General features: G+C 57.9%; 11 protein-coding genes. 7 read left to right on the top strand and 4 right to left on the bottom strand.

Annotation, left to right across the window (positions count from 1 at the left end):
- Nucleotides 1-47: 47 nt before the first annotated feature.
- Both I9187_RS09035 and I9187_RS09030 read left to right on the top strand, forming a co-directional pair.
- On the top strand, nt 48-1,097 hold the full coding sequence (locus tag I9187_RS09035) for a glycine betaine/L-proline ABC transporter ATP-binding protein (protein WP_171176546.1): 1,050 nt from the start codon (nt 48-50) through the stop codon (nt 1,095-1,097).
- A 10-nt stretch (nt 1,098-1,107) separates the two neighbouring features.
- Entirely contained in the window at nt 1,108-2,625 is a 1,518-nt protein-coding gene (locus I9187_RS09030; RefSeq protein ID WP_171176548.1) for an ABC transporter permease subunit, read from the top strand.
- A 327-nt stretch (nt 2,626-2,952) separates the two neighbouring features.
- On the opposite strand, the gene I9187_RS09025 is transcribed toward I9187_RS09030, so the two are convergent.
- Complete coding sequence (locus I9187_RS09025; protein ID WP_209509393.1) at nt 2,953-4,095, bottom strand: aminotransferase; 1,143 nt, start codon at nt 4,093-4,095, stop codon at nt 2,953-2,955.
- A gap of 649 nt (nt 4,096-4,744) precedes the next feature.
- On the opposite strand from I9187_RS09025, the gene I9187_RS09020 reads away from it, so the two are divergent.
- From I9187_RS09020 to I9187_RS09000, 5 genes are all read left to right on the top strand, one after another.
- Nucleotides 4,745-5,704: a dihydrodipicolinate synthase family protein gene (locus tag I9187_RS09020; protein WP_171176552.1), complete on the top strand. Its 960-nt coding sequence runs from the start codon at nt 4,745-4,747 to the stop codon at nt 5,702-5,704.
- Complete coding sequence (locus I9187_RS09015) at nt 5,695-6,627, top strand: proline racemase family protein (protein ID WP_171176554.1); 933 nt, start codon at nt 5,695-5,697, stop codon at nt 6,625-6,627. The genes I9187_RS09020 and I9187_RS09015 overlap by 10 nt, the downstream gene beginning before the upstream one ends.
- Nucleotides 6,628-6,693: 66 nt before the next feature.
- Entirely contained in the window at nt 6,694-7,944 is a 1,251-nt protein-coding gene (locus I9187_RS09010; protein ID WP_171176556.1) for an FAD-binding oxidoreductase, read from the top strand.
- Nucleotides 7,945-8,021: 77 nt separating this feature from the next.
- Nucleotides 8,022-9,047 carry a proline racemase family protein gene (locus tag I9187_RS09005; RefSeq protein WP_171176557.1) on the top strand — a complete coding sequence of 342 codons (1,026 nt, stop codon included), beginning with the start codon at nt 8,022-8,024 and terminating at the stop codon, nt 9,045-9,047.
- A 128-nt stretch (nt 9,048-9,175) separates the two neighbouring features.
- Complete coding sequence (locus tag I9187_RS09000) at nt 9,176-9,856, top strand: GntR family transcriptional regulator (RefSeq protein ID WP_171176559.1); 681 nt, start codon at nt 9,176-9,178, stop codon at nt 9,854-9,856.
- A gap of 11 nt (nt 9,857-9,867) precedes the next feature.
- Here the strand turns inward: I9187_RS09000 and bhcD are convergent, their stop codons facing one another.
- The 3 genes from bhcD to bhcB form a co-directional block, all read right to left on the bottom strand.
- Nucleotides 9,868-10,857, bottom strand: a complete 990-nt coding sequence (gene bhcD, locus I9187_RS08995) for an iminosuccinate reductase BhcD (protein WP_171176561.1) — start codon at nt 10,855-10,857, stop codon at nt 9,868-9,870.
- Between the two features lie 80 nt (nt 10,858-10,937).
- A complete protein-coding gene (gene bhcC / locus I9187_RS08990; RefSeq protein ID WP_171176562.1) occupies nt 10,938-12,101 on the bottom strand; it encodes a 3-hydroxy-D-aspartate aldolase BhcC in 1,164 nt (387 codons plus the stop codon).
- A gap of 12 nt (nt 12,102-12,113) precedes the next feature.
- Complete coding sequence (gene bhcB / locus I9187_RS08985; RefSeq protein WP_171238017.1) at nt 12,114-13,088, bottom strand: beta-hydroxyaspartate dehydratase BhcB; 975 nt, start codon at nt 13,086-13,088, stop codon at nt 12,114-12,116.
- Nucleotides 13,089-13,094 lie beyond the last annotated feature (6 nt).

Raw genomic sequence — 13,094 nt, 5'->3', positions numbered from 1 at the left:
GTTTTGCAGGGGCGCCATTCAACACAATCTACAGCGGTGAGGCCAATATGACAGCGGATATTGCAATCGACGCAAAAGGCGTGTGGAAAGTGTTTGGTGCACGCTCGCAGGAGGCGTTAAACGCCATCCACAGCGAAGGGCTGAGCAAGGCCGAGGTACTGGAGCGCTTCAACTGCGTTGTCGGCGTGGCCGATGCCAGCTTCGAGATCGAGCGGGGTGAGCTGTTCTGCGTCATGGGCCTGTCGGGCTCGGGCAAATCGACCCTTGTGCGCCATGTGAACCGCCTTCTGGAACCCACAGACGGCCATATCTATCTGGATGGTGAAGACGTGATGGGCTTGAATGACGAGGGCCTGCGAGATCTGCGCAACCGGCGCGTTGCGATGGTGTTTCAGAACTTTGGCCTAATGCCTCACCGCACTGTCCGCGACAATGTGGCGATGCCGCTGGAAATCCGGGGCACCGGCAAGGCCCGTCGCTGGGAAGAGGCGGACCGGGTGCTCGAACTGGTCGAGTTGAACGGCTGGGAAGATAAGTACGCGCACGAGCTTTCGGGCGGGATGCAGCAACGCGTGGGTCTGGCCCGCGCCATCGCTGCAGACCCGGAAATCCTGTTGATGGACGAACCGTTTTCGGCCCTTGATCCGCTGATCCGAAAGCAGTTGCAGGATCAGTTCATGGAGCTCAGCCATAAGCTCAACAAGACCACGATGTTCATCACTCATGACCTTGACGAAGCGATCCGCATCGGACACCGCATCGCGATTATGAAGGACGGGCGCATCGTTCAGATCGGCACGCCAGAAGAGATTATCTTAAACCCAGCAGACGACTATGTAGCGGACTTTGTGGCGGGGATTTCCAAGCTCAACATGATCTTCGCCCATGCGGTGATGAAACCTGTGGACGAGTTCGAGGCGCATCACGGCGAAATTCCCAACGACGCCAAAGAAGCGCATCCAGACATGGACCTTTCCGATCTGATGAACCTATGTGTCGACGGCCACGGTGTTGTGGCTGTAACGCAGGATGGCAAGACCGTGGGCGTAATCAACCGTGCGGGTCTGATCCGCGCGATTCAGGACAGTCAGGCATAGGGGGACCGATATGAAACATGTTGATGTGCAACAGATCCAACCGGAAACCGCCGACCGTCTGAACGCTCTGATCGGCGATTTTGTAGGGCAGGGGCAGTCCTATTACCAAAAGACATTTGCCTATATGATGCAGGCCCCCGGTTATCGTTTCACACTGAACAAAGCGGCAGCGATTCTGGGTCCTATCTGGTTCGGGGCACGCGGCCTTTGGTCGTGGTTTCTGGGGTTCTTGGTGCTGGAAACGCTGGCATTTATCCAGATTGGGCTTGGACTTTTTGGCGATCTCGGACGGGACTTCCGCGAGCGCGCGCAACAGATCGAGCAGACGCTGGAACTGCGCCGCCAGCAAATTGCTGCGGCAGAACAATCCGGCTCGGCCTCGCTGGACTCCCTGAAACGGGCATCGGAATCTCTTGAAGGGGCTCTTGCGAATGCGCAGGAGGCGGCACGCACGGCGGATTCGACCGGTATAACTTACTTGATTATCGGGGTCGTCCTTCTGTTGGCCGTCAAGTTCCTTGCCGCGTCGTTAGCCAACTGGACATTGGAGGGGCAATTTGCACGATGGCGTTCTGATCCCAGCGTGGCGCATGGTTGGTCTGGTACACGTTTGATTGTTGCCACGGCACTGACCGCTGTGGTTGTGATTTTGTCGATGATCAAATTTGCCCAGCCGGACGCGTTGGCTGTGCTCAAGACCTTCCCGACCAATCGCGACTGGCGTTTGAACGTGGGTGACGGGGTGCAGGCGGTGTTCGAATGGACCAAAACCGCCGGGCGCGGCTTTTTCGATGGACTGACCTATGGAATGCGCACCCTTCTGGATTGGATCGAGGTTGTACTGGTTGATACCCCCTGGCCGGTGGTCGCGCTGGTGATCATCATGCTGGCGTACCTGTCAGCCGGTCCCCGGGTCGCCATCTTTACCGGTGCTGCGCTTGCCTATCTGGGTCTGTTGGATTTTTGGGAAAAAGCGATGACCACGATTGCCCTGCTGGGCGCGGCGGCGCTGATCTCGATTACCCTGGGAATTCCATTGGGCATTTATTGCGCTCGTCGCCCACGTGCCTTTGCCATCGTTCGTCCCATTCTGGATTTCATGCAGTCGATGCCATCCTTCGTTTATCTGATCCCAGTTGTGGCCTTCATCGGATCGGGCAAGCCCGCGGGCGTTGTTGCAACCATGATCTTCGGTAGCCCACCGGTTATCCGCTTTACAGTGCTGGGTCTTCAGCAGGTCCCAGAAACTGTTCGAGAAGCAGCGCTGGCGTTTGGCGCAACGCCTCGCTACCTGCTTTGGCGTGTGGATTTGCCGCTGGCCCACAAAACGATCATGGCTGGTGTTAACCAAACCATTCTGATGTCACTTGCCATGGTTGTCGTTGCTTCCCTGATCGGGGCAAAGGGCTTGGGCGAAGACGTATTGGAAGCCTTGCAATACGCGGCGGCGGGACAGGGTATTCTTGCTGGCCTTGCAATCTTGTTCTGTGCGCTGATCTTGGATCGCATTGTTGCGGGTAAACGGTAACGCTGAGCTTGAGGGCGGGCTTTGTGCAACCGGGCAAATGGGCTTGTTGCTTAAGCATTTGGCTCGTTACAACCCGAGTAACGTGTCTAGGCGATCGAAACAGTTACATCGCCTGGACACCAGCAGGAATGCGAAATGGGCCGAAAATGATCGGCTTGGCGATGCAACAACGGCTAATGAGCGAGTTGCGCTAAGACCACGTTGCCGCCAGCTTTTCTCTATCGCTCCGGGGAATTCCGTCGGCAAAAGCGCCAGGAAGTCCGAAAGCTGAATGCGTCGGGGCGTACTATCCAGGGGTCGCCGAACAGCCAGCCATGCCAAGCGCCGTCAGTGCCCTGCATCTTTCGCCGTGCTGTGGCGCGCCAAAAAGCCTGAGAACTTTTCCAGCCCTGCTTTAAGATCCGCCGTCGGATTGGAGTAGCCAAGCCGCAGCCAGCCCTCCATATCCATCGCGCTGCCAGGTGTCAGCATCACGCCTTCTTCTTCTAAAAGCGTAACACACAAGTCGCGTGAAGACATCGGCAGGTCGTACTTGAGTAGCGCGGTGGTACCTGATTTTGGCGGTACCCAACTCAGCAATGGTTCGTTTGCGATCCAATTTTCTACGATACGCAGGTTCTCACGGGTGATCCGTCGGGCACGGGCCAGAATCTTGTCACGGTTCTCAAGCGCCATGGCCGCGAGCAATTCGTCAACCTTCCCAACCGAGATAGTGTTGTAGTCGCGATGGATCATCACGTCATGCAGCATCTCTTTCGGTCCCGCGATCCAACCGACCCGCAACCCTGCCAACGAATACGCCTTGGACATACCCGCCGTGCTGATCCCTTTTTCATAAAGATCGGCTATGGCGGCCGTAAATCCATCACCCTTCTGATCGGTGCCGCGATACACCTCGTCACATAAGAGCCACGCATCGACGTTGCGCGCTATTTCGACAATCTGTTCCAGCATGGTGCGGTCTATCAAAGCGCCGGTCGGGTTGTTCGGATTATTGATTGCAATCAACCGCGTGTCATGTCGAACCATAGCGCGGAGCTTGTCGAGATCGGGCAGAAACGCGTTTTCCGGTGTCAGGTGCAAGAGTTCGATATCAGCGCCGATGCTTTCGGGGATCGAGTAATGTTGCTGATAGGTTGGGATCACCGAAATCACATGATCGCCGCGCGAAACCAATGTTTGATGTACCAGTGAATTGGCCCCGATTGTTCCATGGGTCGTCAGGATATTGTCGCGGGTCTGATTTTCATACAGACTGCAGATAGCGTCACGCAAACGATGAGATCCTTCGATTGCGCCATATGTCATCTTTAGGGCCGACAGATCATTCAGAATATGATTATGCTGGCCAGCCATCTCAAACAGCTCACCCAGTGTGATGGACTCCACACAGGTTTCTGCCAGGTTGAGATCGCACTTGGTTTCGAACTCATTCATCCACATCTCAACGCCGAAAGGCCTGATTTCCATCGGTCTCTCCTTCAATGTCAATTCATCCGAAGCCGCGTTTTTGGATGGCGCGCTCCACAAAAGGTATCTTTGGGACCAATCCGACAAAGCCGAAAGAACACAGGCTTTTGCCAGGTGGATTGTCTTAGGTACCGGTTTGCGGTGTTGTCTCATTATTTGCCTGATGCTGTCCATGTCGCGTTACGGAGTTCACCGACAAAAAAAGCCTGTTGCCGATGGGCGGCATTTTTTCCAGTCCGTCGGAACTGACTATTCGGGTGCACGGGGCGCTGGTTGCAGAACTTAATGGACAGCCATGGGCTTAATTACAATGACTGCTCCAAGCCTGTTCACGAAACGCAACGTGCTTACCTGTGCTGAATTCCAGGATGTGGCTTCCTTCGGTCAAACAGAACTGGATTTTGGATACAAAATCCGATACGGCATCACTGTCAGATGATTCAGGAGGACTGCGTTTGAAACCCTGCGGCTATAGTGACCCAAGACTTGTGCCACAAATTCCGAGCCTTCGGACATGTTCGAAAGGGGTCGCATTTTACATTTCGCTTGAGCCAATGAAACCTACGGGAAATGTCTCAGCCACCTGTAAACACCAAGCATACACGCGCAAAGCGCTCACACCCCTACAACCTTGAGGAACGTTATCTTCATGTCTCAAAACATCTTCACTGGTACCATGCCCGCCCTAATGACCCCGTGCAAAACGGATCGAACGCCGGATTTCGATAGCCTCGTTAAAAAGGGTAAGGAAATGATTGCGGCAGGCATGTCTGCCGTGGTGTATTGCGGCTCAATGGGTGACTGGCCCTTGCTGTCTGATGCTGAACGGATGGAAGGCGTGGAACGTTTGGTCGATGCCGGTCTGCCGGTGGTTGTCGGCACAGGCGCGATCAACTCGAAATCCGCCGTGGCACTGGCAGCGCACGCGCAAAAGGTGGGCGCGGCGGGGCTTATGGTTATCCCCCGCGTACTGTCACGTGGGTCCTCTGTCGCGGCACAGCGCAATCATTTCAAGGCCATACTGTCCGCAGCACCCGACGTTCCGGCCATCATTTACAACAGCCCGGTCTATGGATTTGCCACAAGGGCCGATCTGTTCTTTGCCCTGCGGGCCGAACATCCTAACCTAGTAGGGTTCAAGGAATTCGGTGGCAAGGATGACCTGCGCTATGCGGCAGAGCATATCACCTCGCAAGACGATCAGGTTACGCTGATGGTGGGTGTAGACACCGAAGTCTATCATGGCTTTGTAAATTGCGGGGCCACCGGCTCGATCACCGGGATTGGAACGGCGCTGCCGAAAGAGGCGCTGCTATTGGCCGCCTTGTGCCAGAAAGCAGCGGCCGGTCATGCCGACGCCCGTCAGCGTGCGCGCGAGTTGGAAGAAGCCTTTGGTGTGTTGGCCAGCTTTGACGAGGGCACTGATCTGGTGCTGTATTACAAGCATCTGCTGGTTCTGAACGGGGAAGAGGAATACCGCCTGCATTTTGTTGAAACCGATGAATTGTCGGATGCGCAGCGCAATTATTGCGAACAGCAATACAACCTTTTCCGCACCTGGTTTGCCGACTGGTCAAGCCAGGGTGGGGTGATTGCTGAATGCATGTGATCGACAGCCATACCGGTGGGATGCCCACACGGGTGATTTTGGATGGTGGCCCTGATCTGGGATCGGGGCCGCTGGCCGAGCGTGCCCGTCTGTTGGCCACCGAGCATGAGGCGTTCTATAAATCGGTTCTGCTGGAGCCACGTGGACAACCCGGAATGGTGGGCGCGCTTCTGGTGCCCCCCGAAGACCCGAACTGTGAAACCGGTGTGATCTATTTCGATGCCGACGCGGTTTTAGGCATGTGCGGACATGGCACCATCGGGCTGGGGGTGACGCTGGCGCATCTGGGTCGGATTACGCCGGGCACGCACAGGATCGAAACTCCGGCGGGTCTGATCTCGGTCGAACTGCTGGACGCCAATACTGTACGGGTCACCAATATTGAAAGCCGCCGAGTTCGGGCGTCGGTTTCGATTGAAGTTGAAGGCCACGGTCAGGTGACGGGTGATCTGGCTTATGGCGGAAACTGGTTCTTTATTGTCGACCCCAGCCCGATTGCGGTTGAGACCGGCAACATCCGCGCTCTGACGGATCTGACCATTGCCATCCGCGAAGCCTGTATCGCGCAGGGTGTGACCGGCGAGAACGGAGAAGACGTGGATCACGTGATCTTGCAGGGCAAATCCCCATCGCAAGGTATTCACAGCCGCAACTTTGTGCTGTGCCCGGACGATGAATACGACCGGTCCCCATGCGGCACGGGCAGTTCGGCGCGTCTGGCCTGTTTGGCTGCTGATGGGGTGCTGGCTCCGGGGGAGGAGATCATACAGGAAAGTGTGATCGGCAGCCCCTACCGGCTGAGCTACCAACCCGGTCCTAACGGTGGAGTCATCCCGACCCTGACGGGGCAGGCCCATGTCATGGCTGAGGGTAAATTGATCTTCGCTCAGAACGATCCGTTCTGCGCTGGGATCTACCTGTGACATAAAAACCGGGGACCGGTGTAATTCGGTCCCCGGACATGAAGCAAGATTTGAGAACATCTGGCCATGCAGCAAGACATAAAAGCGGATATTGTTGTAATCGGCGCGGGTATCGTCGGAATCAGCGCTGCGCTGGAGCTGCAAAAGCGCGGCAAGCAGGTTCTGATGCTGGACCGCGAAGGTATCGGGGCAGGGGCGTCGAAAGGCAATGCCGGGGCGTTTGCCTTTACCGATATCGTGCCGCTTGCCACGCCCGGGATCATGCGCAAAGCGCCGAAATGGCTGCTCGATCCTTTGGGTCCGCTGTCGGTGCCGCCCGCTTATGCATTGAATATCGCACCCTGGATGCTGAGGTTCTGGCGGGCCAGTTGTCGGGACCACTACGACGCGTCGCTGTCGGCGCAAGCTGCGCTGATGGACCATTGCCGGGCGGCGCTGGAGCGTCAGATCAAAGACGTGGATGGCGAGGTGCTAATGCAGCGCGATGGTCAGTTGCAGCTGTTCGAAGGCGAAGCCGAGTTCCGTGCCAGCTTGCCCACTTGGGACTTGCGCCGGGACCATGGCATTCCCTTTGATCTGTTGGACAGTCCGGATGCAATTGCCGAGATTCAGCCCGGTCTTGATCATCGGTTTACCCATGCAGGTTTTACGCCCACCTGGATGAATACGGTCGATCCGGCCCTTTGGACCAGCCATCTGGCGGCGAAGTTCACCGCGAGAGGAGGTCGTGTTGAGATTGCAGGTGTCACTTCTCTGACGCCAACCGAAGCGGGGGTTCGCCTGACAACTGCCAGCGGTGAAGTTTCAGCCAATCAGGTGATCGTGGCGGCAGGGGCGTGGTCACATCAATTGGCCAAGACGCTAGGGGATCACATTCCTCTTGAGACAGAGCGCGGGTATAATACCACCCTGCCCAAAGGAGCCTTTGACCTGCGTACGCATCTAACGTTTGGCGGGCACGGATTTGTTGTGACACGGATAAACGACGGTGTGCGTGTCGGCGGTGCGGTCGAACTCGGAGGGTTGAAACTCGCCCCGAATTACAAACGCGCCGACACGTTGCTGGCCAAAGCCGGACGGTTCCTGCCCAAGCTCAACTTGGAAGGGGGCAAGCAATGGATGGGTTTTCGTCCGTCTCTGCCTGACAGCCTGCCGGTTATCGACCGCGCGGCGCGGGCACCGCAGGTCCTTTATGCTTTCGGCCATGGCCATCTGGGGCTTACTCAATCCGCAGGCACGGCTGAGCTGATTGTAGATCTGGCCATTGATGGGAAACCGTCGCTTGATGTGACGCCTTATGCATCCACACGGTTTTGACCCGGAAGATGGGCGATTGCCGTCAATTCGAATTCGAGGCGCCGAACGCCTGTCGCATACCATGACTGAGGAACCAAATGCGTAGCAGCAAAACGATACATGTGATCTCGGCTCATGCTGAAGGCGAAGTGGGGGATGTGATTGTTGGGGGCGTCAGCCCGCCACCCGGCGACACGGTTTGGGCGCAACGCAGTTTCATTGCGCAGGACCAAACCCTGCGCAACTTTGTGCTGAACGAACCGCGGGGTGGTGTGTTCCGCCATGTCAATCTGCTGGTGCCCCCGAAACACCCCGAAGCTGATGCTGCGTGGATCATCATGGAACCCGAAGACACGCCACCCATGTCCGGATCGAACTCGATCTGCGTTTCGACTGTGTTGCTGGATGGCGGGATCATTCCGATGCAGGAACCCGAAACGCACATGGTGCTTGAGGCCCCGGGTGGATTGGTCCGGGTGCGGGCGGAATGCAGCAACGGCAAGGCGCAGCGCATTTTCGTGCAGAACCTGCCCAGTTTCGCCGACAAACTGTCGGTCCCGCTTGAGGTGCCGGGGATGGGCACGATCATCGTGGATACAGCCTATGGCGGCGACAGTTTCGCAGTTGTCGACGCAAAGGCGCTGGGATTTGAAATCGCTGAGCACGAAGCCCGCGATATCGCCCGGTTGGGCGTAAAGATCACCAATGCCGCAAATGAACAGCTTGGGTTTTCGCATCCCGAGAACCCGGATTGGGACCATATCTCGTTCTGCGCCTTTTGCGGCCCGCTCAGTGAAATCGAAACGGGCCTCTCCGGAAAGTCTGCGGTGGCGATCCAGCCGGGTAAGGTTGACCGCTCGCCCACGGGAACAGCGGTGTCGGCACGGATGGCGCTGATGGCGGCGAAAGGGCTGATGAAGCCTGGTCAGAGTTTCGAAGCGGTCTCGATCATCGGGTCGCGCTTCACCGGGCGGATCGTCGGCACGGCGCAGGTTGGGGATCGCGCGGCGATCATACCAGAGATCAGCGGGCGCGGTTGGATCACTGGTATTCATCAGCACATGCTTGATCCCGACGACCCGTGGCCAGGCGGGTATCGTTTGTCGGATACCTGGGGTGTTTGAATGCGCAATCTCCGATCCCGTATCCGTTCACGCGGATTCGTCCCGCCGATGCCAGTTCTTTGGTTCGGCTTGGAGAGGCTGCAAAAAATGGGTACCCCTATCTGAAATACTGCAGGGCAAAATCTGAAATGGCAGGTAAACGCGCAATCACCAAGCAGAGCTTACCGGAGGTTATTGCAAATGACCTGCGTGAACGCATCCTGAGCGGTGATCTCTCCGAGGGTGAAACGATCCGGCAAGAAGCTCTGGCCGAAGAATATGATGTTTCACGGATGCCGATCCGTGAAGCGCTTAAACGTCTGAATGCCGAAGGTCTGGTGCAATGGGCCAACAACCGAGGCGGTTCAGTCACCAAGCATTCCCTCAGTGAAATAGGCGAGATTTTCGATTTGCGCATCCTGATCGAAGTGGATCTGTTTCGCCGTGCCATTCCGAATATGACATCCGCTGATTTCGCGCGGTGCGATGAGATTTTGACCCAGATGGAAGCGTCTTATGACGAAAACGACGTGGGTAAGTGGGGCATTTTGAATTACAAATACCATTCGGCGCTTTACGCCGCCTCGCAACGTAAACTGACCAATGAATTGTTGGACCGCATCAATCTTCAATCTGACCGTTATGTTCGTATGCATCTGAGTGTGATGAAACAGCGTGAACCGGCAAAGAAGGACCACCGCGACCTGCTGCAGTTGGCGCAAGAAGGCAAAACTGATGAAGCCTGCGATGTTTTGGTCCGCCACATACGGCGAACCAAAGAACAACTTTTGGACATGATCGCCTCGAAACGCGCGGCTGAAGAGGCGTAATCGGGCCTATTTCAAAGTACCACGCGTGTTACGTTTCCTGTCTCTTCCGCCATCCGAGCTGCGACATTGGCGACGGCGAGGTCTTGTAGTCCGACGCCAGTGCCATCGAAAAGGGTGACTTCGTTTTCGGAAGTTCTTCCGGGATGATCATTGTTGATGACCGCACCTATTGAGGTGATCCGGTCTTCGGCAAGAGTGCCGTCCTTAATAGCGTGCTGGGCCTCGCCGATGGTGATGGACTGTGCGACCTCGTCGGTGAAGACTGTGGCGGCTGCGACCAGCGCGGCGTCGACCTCTTGTTTGCCTTTGGTGTCGGTGCCCATGCAGGCTAGGTGGGTGCCGGGTTTGATCCAGTCTTTCATCAGCAGTGGCTCGAAGGCCGAGGTGATGGTGATGATGACATCCGCCTGTGCACCCAGGTCCTCTGGGCTGACGGCCTCGAACTCCAGACCCAGCTCGGTTGCGACCGCGCCCAGGCGGGGCAGCATCTCGGGGTGTGGGTTCCAGGCGACGACTTTTTCAAAGTCGCGCTGCTCGGCGGCGGCGCGCAGCTGGAAGGTCGACTGGTGGCCTGCGCCGACCATGCCCAGCACCTTGGCATCCTTGCGCGCCAGATGGGCAATCGACACGGCCGAGGATGCAGCGGTGCGCACGGCGGTCAGGTAATTGCCGCCGACCAGTGCCGAGAGCCGTCCGGTATCGGGGTCGAACAGGAAGACGGTGGACTGGTGATTGGTCAAGCCCTTGTCCATGTTGCCGGGCCAGTAGCCGCCGGATTTGACACCCAGCACTTGACCGGCTCGGTCAAAGCCGGATTTGAAGCCATAAAGCGCATCAGCATATCCGATTGCCTCACGAATGACGGGGAAGTTATAGGCGTCGCCACGCGCCATGGCGGCAAAGACGTCCTGAACCGCGTCGAAGGCCTCGCGGCGTCCGACCAGTTGCTGGCAGAGGTCTTCTCCAACGATCAGCAGGGGTTTGTCTGTCATATCTTTCATGACCTTTTCCTTGAGCTTTGGGGTGCAGGTCCGGGCGGCAGGGGAAGGGATAACTGCCGCCCGGGACGCATGTGCGGCGGCTAGTAAGCCTTGCCGCGCGCGGAGACCGGCCAAAGCGCTTCAACTTTGCCGTTCCGAACACCCACATACCAATCATGCACATTGGCGGTCGGGTCACAGTGACCGGGCACCAGATGAAGCTTGTCATTGACCTTGAGAACACCGTCGGGGTCGGCGACCACGCCGTGCTCGTCCGAGCATTTGACATATTCCACATCCGTGCGCCCGAAGATCACCGGCAGGCCGCTGTCCACGGATTGGGCCTTGAGACCGGCATCCACGATGGCCTTGTCGGCCTTGGCATGGCTCATGACGCTGGTGAGGATGAAGAAGGCGTTCTCCCACTCTCCCCGGTCGATGCGGTTGCCGTTTTCATCCAGGATGCGGCCATAATCGGCATCCATGAAGGCGTAGGAGCCGCATTGCAGTTCGTTATACACGCCCGAAGTGCTCTCGAAGTAATAAGACCCGGTACCGCCGCCGCCGACGATGTCACAGTCCAGCCCTTCGGCGGCCAGCCCGCCCACGGCGTCTTTGACTTGCGCCACGGCGATGTCGATCTTGGCTTTGCGGTCCTCATACAGATCCATGTGCTGCATCGCGCCCTGATAGGCCTGGATGCCCGCAAACTTCAGCCCCGGGGCCGCGTCGATGGCCTTGGCAATCGCGATCACTTCTGGCGTGGTGGTTACGCCGCATCGACCCGCGCCGCAGTCGATCTCGACCAGACATTCGATCTGGGTGCCGTGGTGCTGCGCGGCCTCGGACAGATCGGCGACATTGTCGATATCGTCAACGCAGCAGATCGTGCGCGCGCCCAGCTTGGGCATCCGCGCCAGACGGTCGATCTTGGCCGGGTCGCGCACCTGATTAGACACAAGCACATCCTTGATGCCGCCACGGGCAAAGACCTCGGCCTCTGAGACCTTTTGGCAGCAAATGCCACAGGCCCCGCCCAGCTCGACCTGCAGCTGCGCCACGTCGACAGATTTGTGCATCTTGCCATGCACCCGGTGACGCATGCCGTGGGCCTTGGCATAATCGCCCATCTTCTTGATGTTGCGCTCCAGCGCGTCCAGATCCAGCACCAGAGCCGGGGTTTGAATCTCGGATGCGTCCATGCCGATGGCGGCGGGGATGTCATAGCCAACCTCAAGCTGGTCGATATTCACAGGCATATTCATCTCACTTCCTCCTCAGCCCTGGGTCCAGGGCAATTTGTCCAGATCCACGTTGCCACCCGTGATGATCACGCCGACGCGTTGGCCTTTGAACACCTCGGGGTGTTTCAGGATCGTCGCCAGCGGAACGGCGCAGCTGGGCTCCATCACGATGCGCAGGTATTTCCAGGTGATCTTCATCGCGGCGATGATCTCGTCTTCGCTGGCGGTGTGGATGTCGCGCACAAAGTTCGACACAAAGTGCCAGGTGTTTTCTTTCAGCGGCACTTTCAGCCCGTCGGCGATGGTGATCGGTGCGTCGTCGGCGATGATGTGACCAGCCTTGAAGCTGCGATAGGCGTCATCGGCCTGTTCCGGTTCCGAGGCATAGATCTGCACCTCGGGCGCCAGGTTCGACAGGGTCAGGCAGGTGCCCGAGATCATGCCACCGCCGCCGATGGGCGCAACCACCGCGTCCAGCCCGTCGGTCTGTTCCAGCAGCTCCGCCGAACAGGTCGCCTGCCCCGCAATCACGCGCGGGTCGTTATACGGGTGCACGAACTCGCCGCCTGTGCGGGCCTGCACCTCGGCAAACACCACCTCGCGCGAGGTGGTCGAGGGCTCGCATTCGGTGATGATCCCGCCATAGCGGCGCACCGCGTCCTTCTTGGCCTGCGGTGCCGTGCGCGGCATCACCACGTTGCAGGGAATGCCCCGGCGGCCCGCCGCATAAGACAGGCTGAGCGCATGGTTGCCGGAAGAATGCGTGCAGACGCCGCGCTCGGCGGCCTCGTCATTCAGGCCAAAGACCGCATTGCAGGCCCCGCGCACTTTGAAAGCGCCCGCCTCCTGGAAGTTCTCGCATTTGAAGAACAGCTGCGCGCCGGTCAGATCGTCCAGATACTCCGACCGCAACACCGGGGTGCGGTTGATATGGGGTTTGATCCGCTCATGCGCCTCGCGCATATCGGCGATGGTCAGGCAATCGGCTGTGGTCATTGCATCCAACATCAGAGC

The organism is Ruegeria sp. HKCCE4148, from assembly GCF_017872495.1.
Classification (GTDB): Bacteria; Pseudomonadota; Alphaproteobacteria; order Rhodobacterales; family Rhodobacteraceae; genus Ruegeria.
This window is presented reverse-complemented; position numbering and strand designations above follow the sequence as displayed.